This window comes from Micromonospora sp. L31 (genome assembly GCF_052068075.1).
Lineage (GTDB): Bacteria > Actinomycetota > Actinomycetes > Mycobacteriales > Micromonosporaceae > Micromonospora > Micromonospora purpureochromogenes.
On the sequence record NZ_JBQHDC010000001.1, the window covers coordinates 1,126,633 to 1,140,446 of the forward strand.

Sequence of the window (13,814 nt, forward strand, 5' to 3'; positions counted from 1 at the left end):
GCGTGGCCGGCAACCGGTTCCGGTACGGGCAGTGGCGCGGCGGGCCGGACCCGCTCGCCCCGCCGTACGACGTCCGGGCCGCGGTGGACGCCGTCGGCGCGGAGGTGCTGGCCGGCGGCAGCCTGCGGGACGCGCTGCGCGACCTGCTGCGCCGGGGCCCGCAGGGGCGCGGCGGCCTGGACGACCTGGCCGCCCGGGCCCGCCGGCTGCGCCGGGAGGCGCTGCGCCGGGGCGACCTGGACGGGGCGGTGACCCGCTCCCGGGCGCTGCTCGACCAGGCGCTGGCGGCGGAACGCGACGAGCTGCGCGGGCGCGCCGACGACGACGCGCGGTTCGCCGAGGCGGTGCTGGACAACCTGCCCCGCTCCACCGCCCGCGCGGTGCAGGAGCTGGCGGGCTACGAGTGGGCCAGCGACGAGGCGCGGCAGACGTACCAGCGGATCCTCGACGGGCTGCGCGGCGAGGTGCTGGAGCAGCGCTTCGCCGGGCTGCGCGACGCGGCGCGGGCGGCCGGCGACCCGGCGGTGCAGCGGCAGCTGGCCGAGATGATGCGGGACCTCAACGACCTGCTGGCCCGGCACGCCCGCGCCGAGGACACCACCGACGCGTTCGCCGAGTTCATGCGCCGGCACGGCGAGTTCTTCCCGGAGCGGCCGAAGAACGTCGACGATCTGGTCGACGTGCTGGCCCGCCGCTCGGCCGCCGGGGAGCGGCTGATGCGGTCGCTGTCGGACCAGCAGCGCGAGGAGCTGGCCGGGCTGATGCGGCAGTCCCTCGGCGACCGGCTGGCCGGCGAGCTGTCCGCGCTGGACGGGCACCTGCGGGCGCTGCGCCCCGACCTCAACTGGCAGCGCGGCGAGCGGGTCCGCGGTGACCAGCCGCTCGGCTACGGCGAGGCGGCCGGCGCGCTCGACGAGATCGGCGAGCTGGACGACCTGCTCGACTCCCTCGACCAGGAGCACCCCGGCGCGACCCTCGACGACGTGGACGTCGAGGCGGTGGCCCGGACGCTGGGCCGCGACGCCGCCGACGACGTCCGCCGGCTGCGGGAGCTGGAGCGGGAACTGCGCCGGCAGGGGTGGGTGAGCCGGGACACCGACGGGCTCACGCTGAGCCCGAAGGCGCTGCGGCGGCTCGCCGGCACCGCGCTGCGGCGGGTCTTCGCCGACCTCACGGCCGGGCCGCGCGGCCAGCACGACCTGCGCTCGGCGGGCGCGGCCGGCGAGGTCAGCGGGGCGTCCCGACCCTGGGAGTACGGCGACGAGCAGCCGCTGGACGTGGTCCGCACCCTCACCCGGGCGGTCCGGCGGGCCGGCCCCACGGTGCCGGTCCAGCTCGACGTCTCCGACTTCGAGGTGGTGGAGACCGAGCGCCGCGCCTCGGCGGCGGTGGCGCTCTGCGTCGACCTGTCGTACTCGATGATCTCGCAGGGGCGCTGGGGGCCGATGAAGCAGACGGCGCTGGCGTTGTCGCACCTGGTGGCGACCCGCTTCCCACAGGACGCTCTCGAGATCGTCGGCTTCGGCCGGGAGGCGCTGACGCTGACCCAGCAGGAGCTGGCCGCGGTGGAGCCGGACATGCAGCAGGGCACCAACCTCCAGCACGCGCTGCGGCTGGCCGGGCGGCACCTGCGCCGGCACCCCGGCGCGGAGCCGGTGGTGCTGGTGGTCACCGACGGCGAGCCGACCGCCCACCTCGACCCGGACGACGGGGAGGCGCTGTTTCACTGGCCGCCGCTGCCGGAGACGATCGAGGCGACCATCCGCGAGGTGGACAAGCTGACCCGCTACGGCGCCACGCTGAACCTCTTCATGCTCGGCGACGATCCGGGGCTGCGCCGCTTCGTCGACGCGGTGGCCCGCCGCTCGAAGGGCCGGATGTTCACCCCCGACCTCGACGACCTCGGCGAGTACGTCGTCTCCGACTACCTGCGCGCCCGGCGGGGCCGGCGCTGAGTTGCCCGTCAGGGTCGGGATCCAACGACGGCGGTCCGGTGGCGGGGACCGCCTAGCCTCGGCGGCATGTCACGGGTGCGCGCGGCTCTGCTCCGGCGGCTCGACCACGTGTGGGACCTGGGCTGGTGGAATCTGGGTGGAGCGGCGATCGTCGGCTTCTTCCTGTGCCTCGCCTGGTTTCCGCTCTCCACCGGCATTGACGGCTTCCGGGCCGCGCAGGCCGACGTCGAGGGCGCGGTCACGGTCGCCGGCTGCCGGCAGAACGATTTCCTCCGTGGGGATCCCTGGCGGTGCCGGGGCACGTTCCGCTCCGCCGACGGCACCGTGCGGATCGAGCGGATCACCTACGACGAGTGGCTGGACGAGGATCCCCGGGTCGTGGGCGGGCCGGCGTCGCTGCCCGCCCGGGTCAGTGGGCCTGGGGCGTCCCGGGCCCACCCGGTGGACGACGAGTGGCAGCCGGTGCTGATCACCGGGATCTTCGCCGTGGTGGTGGCGGCCCTGATGCTCTGGTGGTGGACCGGCCCGGACGAGCGGCCCCTCCGTCCGGCCGCCCCCGCCGCGGCCCGTCCACGGTCCGCCCGTCGGCCGAGGCCGGCGCGCAGGTGGGGCCGCCGTCGCGCCCGCCCGCGCCGGCGCTGAACCGCCCGTCCGGGTGATCCCGGTGCGGTAACGCCCTGGTCCGCGCCGGTTGGCGGGGTTGACTGGGGACGTGGAGAGCGCGGGGCTGCGGCGGATCTACGACGAACTGCTCGCCGAGGTGGAGGCGGGCGGCTTCGGCGAGCCGGCGCAGGGGCAGCTGACCGCCGAGCAGGTCGTGGCCCACCTGGCCGCCAACGACGAGCTGATGAGCGAGGCCACCGAGGCGGTCCTCGCCGGCTCGCCCTTCGCCTACTACGACCTGGAGACCATCCACCGCCCCCAGGTGGACGCGCTGGTCGTCGACTGCGGCGGCCTGGACGGGCTGGCCACCCTGCTGCGGGCCACCAGCCAGAAGCTCTGCGCCCTGGTGGACCGGCTCGGCCCGGCGGCGGACACCCCGGTCGACACCCACCTGCGGGAGGGCTTCGACCTGGTCGTCGACGACACCCTGCCCTGGTCGCGCACCCTGGACCTGCACGCCCGTGTCCACCTGCCGAAACACCTCGCGCAGCTCCGGGTCCTGCGGACGCCGCCGGGGGCGCCCACCGTCGACCGGCCGACCGTCGACCGGTCGGTCGGGTCGTGAGCCAGCCGGTGCGGTGAGCCGGCGCGGGGCCGGCCTGCGCAGCGCGGCCCGGTCGGTGGTCCCCGCGCTGTTGCCGCACCGGATCCGGATGGCGCTGCCGGTGATCGGCCAGTGCGCGTTGACGGCGGGCGCGGCGTGGTGGATCGCGGCGACCCTCTTCGGCCACCAGGCGCCGATCTTCGCCGCCACCGGCTCGTTGATCTGCCTGTCGGCGGGTATGGGCGGGCGGGGCCGGCAGGCCGTCGACCTGTTCGTGGGGGTGCTGGCCGGCGTCGCGGTGGGGGAGGGCGTCCAGGCCCTCGACCTCGGCATCGGATTCCTGGTGATGGTGCCGGCGCTCGCGCTGGCGATGTCGATCGCCGCCCTGATCGACGCGCGGCCGCTGACCTACGTCCAGTCCGGCACCGCCGTGTTGATCGTGACCGCACTGGGGCCGGCGCGGTCGCCCGCCGGCTATCTGCTGGACGTGGCGGTCGGCGGCGCGCTGGGTCTGCTCGGCAGCCAGGTGCTGTTCAGCCCCGATCCGGTGAAGCTGGTCGCCGCGCCGGTCCCGGAGATCCTGCGGGACACCGCGGTCGCGCTGCGGACGGCGGCCGAGGCGCTGCGCCGGGGCGGGCCGGCGCTGGCGGCCACCGCCTGCGAGCAGGCCCGGCACGCCAACGCCCGCCTCGGCCGGCTCACCGAGGCCCGGGTGGAGGCCCACCGGGTCACCGGCCGCACGGTACGCGGGCGCCGGCGGGCCGCCCGGCTGCACCGGGCCGACCGCCCCCTCGACGACGTCCACGTGCTGGTCGCCGCCGCCCTGCTGCTCTGCGACGACGTGCACCGACAGCTCACGTCCCACCCGACCGCGGGGTCGGGCCCGTTGCCGGACCGGTTGACCGAGCTGGCCGACGGGCTGGCGGAGCTCTCCGCCGCCACCACCGACCGCTCCGGATCCCGGCCCGGGTCCACCGCACCCGTGCCGTCCGGCCCCGGTGACCGCCCGGTGATCGAGGTGCACCTGCGCGACGCCACCGCCGCCCTGCACCGGCTCCGCGCCGTCGCCCCACCCTGACCCCCGCCGACCGGGCGGTCCTTGCCCGCGCCGCGGGAACGCGGGGTCAGGGGTGCCGGTGGAACGCCCGGCGGTACGCGCTCGGGGCGACGCCGATGCGCTGGCGGAGCTGCTGGCGCAGGGCGGCGGCGGTGCCGAAGCCGCAGCGGTGGGCCACCTGGTCGACGGTCAGGTCGGTGGTCTCCAGCAGCAGCCGGGCGTGGTCGGTGCGCTCCTGGAGCAGCCACTGGGCGGGGCTCAGCCCGGTCTCGGAGCGGAAGTGCCGGGTGAAGGTACGTACGCTCATCCGCGCGTGCTCGGCCAGGTCGCGCAGGGTGACCGGCTCGTGCAGCCGCTGCCGGGCCCACTCCCGGGTGCCGGCGGTGCCCGTTGCCGCCCGGTGGGGCACCGGCCGCTCGATGTACTGGGCCTGGCCGCCGTCGCGCCACGGCGGGACCACGCAGCGGCGGGCCGAGCGGTTGGCCACCTCGCTGCCGTGGTCGGTGCGGATGACGTGCAGGCACAGGTCGAGGCCGGCGGCCACCCCGGCCGAGGTGAGCACGTCGTCGGAGTCGATGAAGAGCACGTCGGGGTCCAGGTCGACCGCCGGGTGCAGCCGGCGGAACAGGTCCGTGTACGCCCAGTGGGTGGTGGCCCGCCGGCCGTCGAGCAGCCCGGCGGCGGCCAGCACGAACGCGCCGGTGCAGATCGACATGATCCGCGCGCCCCGCTCGTGGGCCGCCCGCAGCGCCGCCGCGACCTCGGGGTCGAGGACGCCGTCGGTCAGCGCCGGACCGCCGTGGATGCCCGGTACGACCACCGTGTCGGCGGCCTCGACCAGTTCGAGCCCGTGGTCGGGCAGCACCTGGTACCCGGCGGTGCTGCGCACCGGGCGGCCCCCCGGCGTGCAGGCGTCGACCGTGTAGAGCGGCCGCAGGTCCTTGGTGCGGGCGGTGCCGAAGACCTGGGAGGGGGTGCCGAGGTCGAGGCCGACCACCTGGTCGATGGCGAGCACCGCGACCCGGTGCGGGACGATCGTCATGGCCCGATTATTGCGCATGATGGCTTTCCGGCCACTCGTCGTCCGCGGGCCCGCCGTCGACACTCGTGTCGTGAACCGAACCCGCCGTCTCCACCCCGCCTGGCTGGTCGCCGCCGTCGCGTTCGTCGCGCTGGTCGGCGCCGCCGGCTTCCGGGCCACCCCCTCGGTCCTGCTGCACCCGCTGCACGCCGAGTTCGGTTGGCCGCTGGCCACCGTCTCCGCCGCCGTCTCGGTCAACCTGCTGCTCTACGGGCTGACCGCGCCGTTCGCCGCCGCGCTGATGGACCGGTTCGGCGTCCGACGGGTGGTGGCCGGCGCGCTGGCGCTGGTGGCGGCCGGCAGCGGCCTGACGGTGTTCATGACGGCCAGCTGGCAGCTGATCCTCTGCTGGGGGGTGCTCGTCGGGCTGGGCACCGGGTCGATGGCGCTCGCCTTCGTGGCCACGGTCACCGGGCGCTGGTTCGTCCGCCGTCGCGGGTTGGTCACCGGGGTGCTGACCGCCGGCGGGGCGGCCGGGCAACTGGTCTTCCTGCCGCTGCTCGCCGTGCTGGTCCGCGACCACGGGTGGCGCACGGCGGCGCTCGTCGTCGCCGGGGCGGCGCTGGCGGTCGTACCGCTGGTTGCCTGGCTGCTGCGGGAGCACCCGGCGGATCTCGGCCTGCCGGCCTACGGCGCGGCGGAGGTCGTGCCGCCCGCGCCGACGACGGGCGGCGCCGCCTCCCGGGCCGTCGGCGCGCTGGCCTCGGCCGCGCGGACCCGGCCGTTCTGGCTGCTCGCCGGCGGGTTCGCGATCTGCGGCGCGACCACCAACGGGCTGGTCGGCACGCACTTCGTGCCGGCCGCGCACGACCACGGGATGCCGGAGACCACCGCCGCGGGGCTGCTCGCCCTGGTCGGGCTCTTCGACATCGTCGGCACCATCGCCTCCGGCTGGCTCACCGACCGGGTGGACAGCCGGCTGCTGCTCGGCGCCTACTACGCGCTGCGCGGCGGGTCGCTGCTGGTGCTGCCCGGCCTCTTCGCCGGCACGGCCGAGCCGAGCATGCTGGTCTTCATCATCTTCTACGGCCTGGACTGGGTGGCCACCGTGCCGCCGACCGTCGCGCTGTGCCGGGAGTACTTCGGCGCGGCGGGCGCGGTGGTCTTCGGCTGGGTCTTCGCCGCCCACCAGTTCGGCGCGGCGATCGCCGCGACCGGGGCAGGCCTGGTCCGCGACCGCCTCGGCGACTACGCGGTGGCCTGGTACGTCGCCGGGGCGCTGTCGATCGGCGCGGCCGGGCTCTCGCTGCTGCTGCGCCGCCGGGAACCGGTGCCGGTGCCCGTGGTGGCGCCGCCGGCCCGGGCCTGGAGCTACCGCGGCTGAGGCGTCAGCCCACCGTCCACTGCTGCGGGGCGGCGCCGGTGCACGGGACCTGGACGAGTTCATCGCCGGACTCGGTGCCGCCGTCCTTCACCTCGGCGCACTTGCCGGAGTGGACCGCGACCAGCAGCACCGGGCCGGTGCCGACCGGGGTCAGCCGCCACTGCTGGTTGGCCTGCCCGTGGCAGGGGAACTGCTGGAGCTTCGCGCCGTCGTCGGTGCTGCCGCCCTCGACGTCCAGGCACTGCGCGTGCGCCGCGTTGGTGAGGGTGACCAGGTCCGGGGCGACCGGGTTGGCCACCCACTGCTGCTCCGGCCCGCCTGAGCAGCCGGCCAACTCGGCCTTGGCCTTCTCGTCCTCGTCGTCGGTGCCGACGCAGAGGCCGGAGGCCACCGCCCGGAACACCTTCGGCCCGGCCACCGGGGCGGGCGGGGTGGTGGGCGCGGCGGTCGGCGAGGGCGCGGCGGGGGTGGTCGGGGCCGGTTCGGTGACCTCCGGCGACGGCGGCTCCGCCGGGGGCGCGGAGGCGGCCGACGCCGGCACCACCGGCTGGTCGCCGCCGCCGAGCACACCGGTGGCGAAGAAGACCCCCACCAGTACGCCGACCAGCCCGGCGGCCAGCGCGAACCGGATCAGCGGGTCCCGGGGCAGCCCGGGTCGGGCGGACCGGCGGGCGCCGTAGACGGTGCCGGCCGGGTCGTGGTGTTCGTCGGGGGCGGACATGGGGGAATCCTGACCCACCGGACCGCTCGATGGCCACCCGGCCCGGCCGGCGGTGACTCAGTCGACGACCGTGACGTCCTTCCAGAACGCCACCCGGTCGCGCACCATCTCGGCGTCGGGCTTCGGGTCCGGGTAGTACCAGACGGCGTCGGCGCTGGTCCGGCCGTCGTGCTCGAGGCTGTAGTAGGCGGCGGTGCCCTTCCACGGGCAGAACGTGTGGGTCGCCGACTCCCGGATCAGGTCGTCGCGCAGGGCGGCGCGGGGGAAGTAGTGGTTGCCCTCCACCAGGACGGTGTCGTCGCTCTCGGCGATCACCAGATCGTTCCAGACGGCTTTCGGCATGGGTCCACGCTATGCCGTCCGCCCCGGACCGACCACCGATCGGCGGCGGGTCAGCGCGCGGGCTCCGGGTCGGTCACGTCGGCGACCGTCGCCCCGAGCGTGGTGATCGCCGCGTCGGCGTCCAGCGCGACGGCGGCGCCGTGCTCGCCCGCGCCGAGGGTGATCTCCCGGCCGCGCAACCGCTCGTCGGCGACGACCGGCCAGGCGGTGGTCGCGCCGAACGGGGTGATGGTCCCCCGTTCGTAGCCGGTGGCGTCGCGGGCTGCCGCCGCGTCGGGCATGGAGAGCCGGTTGACGCCGAGCAGCGCGCGCAGCTTGGGCCAGGAGATCACCCGGTCGCCCGGGGTGAGCACGAAGAGATGGTCGTCCGGGCCGCGGCGGACCACGATCGTCTTCACCACGTCCGGCACCGCGACGCCGCGGGCGGCGGCGGCCTCGGCGAGGCTGCGCACCGGCCCGTGCCGGATCACCCGGTACGGCAGACCGGCGGCGTCCAGGGCGGTGAGGGCGGGCGACAGCACGTCCGCCACGGTATCGGGATCGTCCGATCGTGGTGGCGAAAAGGCCACCGTGGACATCCCACGGACGGGCCGTTCGGCGCGTAAGGTGATCTCATGCGCGCGCTGCGTGATCATGACCTGGCGGTGGACACGTTGCGGCGGTCGTACGCCGCGGTGCCCCTCGGGGAACCCGTCCGCCTCGCCAAACGCACCTCGAATCTGTTCCGCCCCCGGGCGGCCACCAGCTCACCGGGCCTGGACGTCTCCGGGCTGGACGGTGTGCTGTCGGTCGACCCCCGGGCCCGCACCGCCGACGTGCAGGGCATGTGCACGTACGAGGACCTGGTCGACGCCACCCTCCCGCACGGACTGATGCCGCTGGTCGTGCCGCAGTTGCGCACGATCACCCTGGGCGGCGCGGTCACCGGGCTGGGCATCGAGTCCACCTCGTTCCGCAACGGCCTGCCGCACGAGTCGGTGACCGAGATGGACGTGCTCACCGGCGCGGGCGAGATCCTCACCGCCCGCCCGGAGGGCGAGCACGCCGACCTCTTCGCCGCCTTCCCCAACTCGCTGGGCAGCCTCGGCTACGCCACCCGGCTGCGCATCGAGCTCCAGCCCGTACGCCACGCCGTGGCGCTGCGCAACGTGCGCTTCAGCCGGCTGGAGGAGCTGACCGAGGCGATCGCCGACGTGGTCGTCAAGGGCGAGTGGGAGGGGCAGCCCGTCGACGCGATGGACGGGGTGATGTTCAGCCCCGGCGAGGCGTACCTGACCCTGGGCACCTTCACCGACGACGCGCCGCAGCTCAGCGACTACACCGGCCAGGAGATCTACTACCGGTCGCTGCGCCGGCGCACCCGCGACGCGCTGACCGCCCACGACTACCTCTGGCGCTGGGACACTGACTGGTTCTGGTGCTCGGCGGCGTTCGGGGTGCAGCACCCGGTCGTCCGCCGGCTCTGGCCGGCCCGGTGGCGGCGCAGCGACTTCTACCACCGGCTGGTCCGGCTGGAACACCGGCACCAGGTCGCCGCGCGGGTCGACCGCTGGCGCGGGCATCCGGCCCGCGAGCGGGTGGTGCAGGACGTCGAGATCCCGCTGGAGGCCACCGCCGACTTCCTCCGCTGGTTCGCCGCCAACGTGGGCATGAACCCGGTCTGGCTCTGCCCGCTGCGGTTGCGCGAGCCGGCCGGGCCGGGCTCGGCGCGGACCTGGCCGCTGTATCCGCTCCGGCCGGGGCAGACCTACGTCAACATCGGTTTCTGGGGAAGTGTGCCGATCGCCGAGGGAGCGGCCGACGGCGACGTGAACCGCTCGATCGAGCGGGCGGTGTCCGACATGGGTGGTCACAAGTCCCTCTACTCGGACGCGTACTACGACCGAGCGGCCTTCGACCGGCTCTACGGCGGGGAGACCTGGCGTGCCGTGAAGGACCGCTACGACCCGGATCACCGGCTCACCGGACTCTACGAGAAGGCGGTTGCACGAAAATGAGCCTGACCGACCGAGAACAGGGGGCGAGCAGTTCCCCCGCCACACCGCCGCCGGCCGGGGGCCGAGGCGGCCCCACCGTCGCCGACGTCGTCCGGGCGCTGACCACCGGCGAGCTGCCGGTGCGGATCACCGGGTACGACGGCAGCGCGATCGGCCCGGCCGACAGCGGGATCACCCTGTCCATCTGCTCCGAGCGTGGTCTGACGTACCTGCTCACCGCCCCCGGTGACCTGGGCATGGCGCGGGCGTACGTCAGCGGGGACCTGCGGTTGCAGGGCGTGCACCCCGGCGACCCGTACGAGGCGTTGCGGGTGCTCAAGGACGAGCTGCGGGTGCGTACCCCGTCGCTGGCCGAGGGGCTGGCGCTGGTGCGCGGGCTGGGCTGGGAGCGGCTGCTGCCCCCGCCGCCCCCGCCGCAGGAGGCGCAGCCGCGCTGGCGGCGGGTGATGAACGGGCTGCGTCACTCCCGCCTGCGGGACAGCACCGCCATCTCGCACCACTACGACGTCTCGAACGCCTTCTACGAGAAGGTGCTCGGCCCGTCCATGACGTACACCTGCGCGGTGTTCCACAGCCCGGGCGACACGCTGGAGCAGGCCCAGGCGGCCAAGTACGACCTGGTCGCCGGCAAGCTGGCGCTCAAGCCGGGGATGCGGCTGCTCGACGTGGGCTGCGGCTGGGGCGGCATGGTCCGGCACGCCGCCCGGGAGTACGGCGTGAAGGCGCTCGGCGTCACGCTGTCCCGGGAGCAGGCGCGGTGGGCGCAGGCGGCGATCGAGCGGGAGGGGCTGACCGAGCTGGCCGAGGTGCGCCACCTGGACTACCGGGACGCCCCGCGGCAGCAGTTCGACGTGGTCTCCTCGATCGGGCTGACCGAGCACATCGGGGTGCGCAACTACCCGGCGTACTTCGGGGCGCTGCGGGACCGGCTGCGGCCGGACGGCCGGCTGCTCAACCACTGCATCACCCGGGCCGACAACCGGGCCCCGCACCGCTCCGGCGCCTTCATCGACCGGTACGTCTTCCCCGACGGCGAGCTGGCCGGGCCGGGCCGGCTGATCAGTGAGATCCACGACGTGGGGCTGGAGGTGCACCACGAGGAGAACCTGCGGCAGCACTACGCGCTGACCCTGGCCGCCTGGTGCCGCAACCTCGTCGAGAACTGGGACTTCTGCGTCTCGGAGGTGGGGCAGGGCACCGCGCGGGTGTGGGGCCTCTACATGGCCGGGTCCCGGCTGGCCTTCGAGACCAACGGCATCCAGCTGCACCAGGTGCTGGCCACCCGCAACGGGCCGGCCGGGCAGACGTCGTACCCGCTGCGCCCCGACTGGACGCCCTGACCGCGGAACCGCCCGAGGAGAGCCGCGCCGGGTCGGCGCGGCTTTCCTCGATCCTATTGACAAAGAGAGTTTTTACGTACAAGCTCATTTGTGCGATGAGAGACGTCATGTACCTGGAGCAGCTTGAGCAGGCCGAGGTCCTGCTCAAGCCGCAGCGCGTCGAGGTGCTGCGGCAGTTGGCCGAGCCCCGCACCTGCACCGAGGTCGCCACCCGGCTGGGGCAGACGCCGCAGCGCGTCTACTACCACGTCAAGCAGTTGGTGGCGGCCGGCCTGGTCGAGCAGGTGGCGAGCCGGAAGGTGCGCGGCATCAGCGAGGGCATCTACCAGGCCGCCGCCCGGTCGTACTGGCTCTCGCCCCGCCTGGTGGGGCGGGTCGGCGGGGTGCGCCGGGCCCGGGACGAGCTCAGCCTGGGCTACCTGCTCGACCTGATGGAGGAGGTCCAGGCGGACGTCGCCGCCCTCGACCGGTCCGCGCCGGAGCTGCCCTCCATCGGGGTGTCCGGCGAGATCCGGGTGCCGGCCGAGCGCCGGCAGGAGTTTCTGCACGACCTGCAGTCCACGCTGCGGGACCTGTTCACACGCTACGGCGGCGCCGAGGGGGACGCCTTCAAGCTGGCCGTGGCCTGCTACCCCAAGGGGGACGACCGTGAGTGATTCGTTGAAGCTGGGTGCCCGTCTCGCCGCGCCGGTCGAGGCCGTCCGGCGCGCCCTGACCGACCCGGCCGAGCTGCGCGTCTGGTTCGCCGAGCACGCCGAGGTGGAGCTGCCCCGACGGTACGAGTTCTGGGGCCGCTTCACGCCCGAGGGCGACGCGCCGCACCAGCGCCTGCTGCACGCCGACGAGGACACGCTGCGCTTCGCCTGGCTGCTCGACGGGGTGGAGACCACCAGCGAGATAGCCCTGACGCCCGAGGGGCCGGGCAGCACCCTGCTGACCCTCACCCAGAGCCACTTCAACTTCGCCGAGGCAATGGACGGCAGCACCATCCGGGGGGTGCTCCAGACCTGGTGGAGCCTGTCGATCGCCAACCTCGCCGCGCACCTGGAGGGGCGCCCGCTGCTGCCGAAGACCGACTTCACCTCCGCCGACCTGCGCGGCGAGCTGCTGATCGGCGCGCCGGTCGAGCGGGTCTGGCAGTCGCTGACCGACTCCGCCCAGGCCAGCGCCTGGTTCGGCTACCCGATCGGCATCGAGCCCTGGGTCGGCGGCCGGTACGCCATGGGCGGCTTCGAGGCCGGGTACGCGGCCAAGGTGGTCGACCTGGAGCCCGGCCACCGGATGTCCGTCGACTGGGGACCGACCGGCATCAGCACCTGGGAGCTGGCCGAGTCCGATGGCAAGACCAAGCTGACGTTCGTGCAGAGCGGCTTCGACGAGGGCAACCCGCCGTACGCGGCCTGGAGCGGGTCGGTGGCCGGCCTGTCCGAGCTGCGCCGCTACCACGAGATGGCCGACTGGCAGCCGATCTGGGTGCTGGAGGAGCTGCCCACCGGCGCCTGACCGTCCCGCCCTCTTGCGCCGGCGCGGGCCGCACCCCCTCGTGGGCTTGGTGCGGCCCGCGCCGTCCGTGCAGCCTGAGCCGGTTCCGGCGTGACCCCTGGCGCGTCGACCGGCGGTGGTCCGGCGGGATGGGCTGATCGGGTGTGGCCGGGCGGCAAGGGCGCTGTCGGTGCCCTTTCGAGCTGATGACGCAAACGATTCATCCGGCACCGGCCCGCGCGCCCGGCGGCCCGCGGTGTGGTCGCCTCGCTAGCCCCGATTCGTTCACGTCATCAGCTCGAAAGGGCTCGCACACCCATGTCATGGTGGCGGCGGCCTGGTGACGTCTGCCCCTGAGGTCGCTCGACAGGTGTGCCTGGGCGGATGCTGGTCGATCACCGGCGGCCTCGCGGCCGGCAGGCACCTCCGCGCTGGTCGGACCGCCGGCCGTCCCGCCGGTGCCCACCGACCCCGAACCCGGTGGGTGGCGGCGGACGGTCCCGCGTCGTCAGCGGTCCAGCTCGCCCGCGCGGCGCAGCAGCGCCCGGCGTTCCGGATCGGAGCCGACCAGGTCGGCGGCGGCGCGGAACAGCGCGGCGGCGCGTACCGGGTCGCCGTGGCGGGCGGTCAGCTCGGCCTGCGCGGCGAGCGCCGGCGGGTAGCCGTCGAGCGCGCCGCCCGCGCGGGCCTCGGCGACCAGGGCCAGCCCCGCCGCCGGCCCGTGGGCGTAGCCGTGCGCCACCGCCCAGTTGAGCCGGATCACCGGGGTGGGCCGGATCCGGGCCAGCTCGTCGTAGCAGCCGGCGATGGCGGCCCAGTCGGTGTCGGCGGCGGTCGGGGCGGTGGCGTGCGCGGCGGCGATCCGGGCCTGGAGCGGGTGAAGAGCAGGTAGAGCACGGCCAGCACGCCCGGCAGCCGCTCGACCAGCGCGGGCCCGGTCGGCACCCGGTAGGGGATGCCGGCCGTGGCGATCCTGGTCTTCGCCCGGGTGATCCGCCGGGTCATGGTGGACTCGCTGACCAGGAAGGCGCGGGCGATGTCGGCGGTGGGCACCCCGGCCACCGTGCGCAGGGTCAGGGCGACCCGTGCCTCCAGGGCCAGCGCCGGGTGGCAGCAGGTGAAGACGAGTCGCAGCCGGTCGTCCACCACGTCCTCCTCCGTCCCGGTCGGCGGCTCCGGATCGGTCAGCAGGGCCAGGTCCCGCAGCCTGCGCCGCTCCACCGCGGCGCGGCGCAGTCTCTCACCAGGGTGACGAACGGCCGACCCGGATCCGGACACCGACCGGCGGGAAATCTTCGCCGACGCACC

General features: G+C 75.0%; 15 protein-coding genes. 9 read left to right on the forward strand and 6 right to left on the reverse strand.

The genetic code is table 11. The features are described 5' to 3' along the window. Nucleotides 1–2: 2 nt before the first annotated feature. The 4 genes from ACTMS9_RS05485 to ACTMS9_RS05500 all read left to right on the forward strand — a co-directional run bounded on the left by ACTMS9_RS05485 (nucleotide 3) and on the right by ACTMS9_RS05500 (nucleotide 4,240). Complete coding sequence (locus tag ACTMS9_RS05485) at nucleotides 3–1,955, forward strand: vWA domain-containing protein (RefSeq protein ID WP_441164267.1); 1,953 nt, start codon at nucleotides 3–5, stop codon at nucleotides 1,953–1,955. A gap of 66 nt (nucleotides 1,956–2,021) precedes the next feature. Beyond that, the gene (locus ACTMS9_RS05490) at nucleotides 2,022–2,597 is read left to right on the forward strand and encodes a hypothetical protein (protein WP_441164268.1); all 576 of its coding nucleotides are present in this window, start codon (nucleotides 2,022–2,024) and stop codon (nucleotides 2,595–2,597) included. A gap of 70 nt (nucleotides 2,598–2,667) precedes the next feature. Next, nucleotides 2,668–3,183, forward strand: coding sequence for a hypothetical protein (locus ACTMS9_RS05495; protein WP_441164269.1), 516 nt, complete (start codon nucleotides 2,668–2,670; stop codon nucleotides 3,181–3,183). Nucleotides 3,184–3,196: 13 nt separating this feature from the next. After that, the gene (locus ACTMS9_RS05500; RefSeq protein ID WP_441164270.1) at nucleotides 3,197–4,240 is read left to right on the forward strand and encodes an FUSC family protein; all 1,044 of its coding nucleotides are present in this window, start codon (nucleotides 3,197–3,199) and stop codon (nucleotides 4,238–4,240) included. A gap of 46 nt (nucleotides 4,241–4,286) precedes the next feature. Here ACTMS9_RS05500 and ACTMS9_RS05505 read toward each other — a convergent pair whose 3' ends face one another. Next, the gene (locus ACTMS9_RS05505; protein ID WP_441164271.1) at nucleotides 4,287–5,279 is read right to left on the reverse strand and encodes a GlxA family transcriptional regulator; all 993 of its coding nucleotides are present in this window, start codon (nucleotides 5,277–5,279) and stop codon (nucleotides 4,287–4,289) included. Nucleotide 5,280: 1 nt separating this feature from the next. Here ACTMS9_RS05505 and ACTMS9_RS05510 point away from each other — a divergent pair, with 1 nt between their 5' ends. After that, nucleotides 5,281–6,624, forward strand: coding sequence for an MFS transporter (locus tag ACTMS9_RS05510; RefSeq protein ID WP_441146937.1), 1,344 nt, complete (start codon nucleotides 5,281–5,283; stop codon nucleotides 6,622–6,624). Between the two features lie 4 nt (nucleotides 6,625–6,628). Here the strand turns inward: ACTMS9_RS05510 and ACTMS9_RS05515 are convergent, their stop codons facing one another. From ACTMS9_RS05515 to ACTMS9_RS05525, 3 genes are read right to left on the reverse strand one after another with little or no spacing between them, the layout of a single operon-like run. Continuing rightward, the gene (locus ACTMS9_RS05515; protein WP_441146935.1) at nucleotides 6,629–7,345 is read right to left on the reverse strand and encodes an RICIN domain-containing protein; all 717 of its coding nucleotides are present in this window, start codon (nucleotides 7,343–7,345) and stop codon (nucleotides 6,629–6,631) included. Nucleotides 7,346–7,402: 57 nt separating this feature from the next. Next, the gene (locus ACTMS9_RS05520; RefSeq protein ID WP_441146933.1) at nucleotides 7,403–7,687 is read right to left on the reverse strand and encodes a DUF427 domain-containing protein; all 285 of its coding nucleotides are present in this window, start codon (nucleotides 7,685–7,687) and stop codon (nucleotides 7,403–7,405) included. A gap of 50 nt (nucleotides 7,688–7,737) precedes the next feature. Further along, nucleotides 7,738–8,265 (reverse strand): aminoacyl-tRNA deacylase, encoded by a 528-nt coding sequence (locus tag ACTMS9_RS05525; RefSeq protein WP_441146931.1) that lies wholly within the window; start codon nucleotides 8,263–8,265, stop codon nucleotides 7,738–7,740. 36 nt (nucleotides 8,266–8,301) lie between these two features. Between ACTMS9_RS05525 and ACTMS9_RS05530 the strand changes: the two genes are divergently transcribed. The 4 genes from ACTMS9_RS05530 (at nucleotide 8,302) to ACTMS9_RS05545 (ending at nucleotide 12,527) form a co-directional block, all read left to right on the forward strand. Next, the gene (locus ACTMS9_RS05530; RefSeq protein WP_441146929.1) at nucleotides 8,302–9,684 is read left to right on the forward strand and encodes an FAD-binding oxidoreductase; all 1,383 of its coding nucleotides are present in this window, start codon (nucleotides 8,302–8,304) and stop codon (nucleotides 9,682–9,684) included. Beyond that, entirely contained in the window at nucleotides 9,681–11,024 is a 1,344-nt protein-coding gene (locus ACTMS9_RS05535; RefSeq protein WP_441146927.1) for a class I SAM-dependent methyltransferase, read from the forward strand. Before ACTMS9_RS05530 ends, ACTMS9_RS05535 begins: the two co-directional genes overlap by 4 nt. 95 nt (nucleotides 11,025–11,119) lie before the next feature. Next, nucleotides 11,120–11,680, forward strand: a complete 561-nt coding sequence (locus ACTMS9_RS05540; RefSeq protein WP_441164272.1) for a helix-turn-helix domain-containing protein — start codon at nucleotides 11,120–11,122, stop codon at nucleotides 11,678–11,680. Then, entirely contained in the window at nucleotides 11,673–12,527 is an 855-nt protein-coding gene (locus tag ACTMS9_RS05545) for an SRPBCC family protein (RefSeq protein WP_280841449.1), read from the forward strand. The genes ACTMS9_RS05540 and ACTMS9_RS05545 overlap by 8 nt, the downstream gene beginning before the upstream one ends. Nucleotides 12,528–13,014: 487 nt before the next feature. Here the strand turns inward: ACTMS9_RS05545 and ACTMS9_RS05550 are convergent, their stop codons facing one another. Next, complete coding sequence (locus tag ACTMS9_RS05550) at nucleotides 13,015–13,269, reverse strand: hypothetical protein (RefSeq protein WP_441164273.1); 255 nt, start codon at nucleotides 13,267–13,269, stop codon at nucleotides 13,015–13,017. Beyond that, nucleotides 13,266–13,727 carry a sigma factor-like helix-turn-helix DNA-binding protein gene (locus ACTMS9_RS05555; RefSeq protein WP_441164274.1) on the reverse strand — a complete coding sequence of 154 codons (462 nt, stop codon included), beginning with the start codon at nucleotides 13,725–13,727 and terminating at the stop codon, nucleotides 13,266–13,268. Before ACTMS9_RS05555 ends, ACTMS9_RS05550 begins: the two co-directional genes overlap by 4 nt. Between the last annotated feature and the right edge of the window lie 87 nt (nucleotides 13,728–13,814).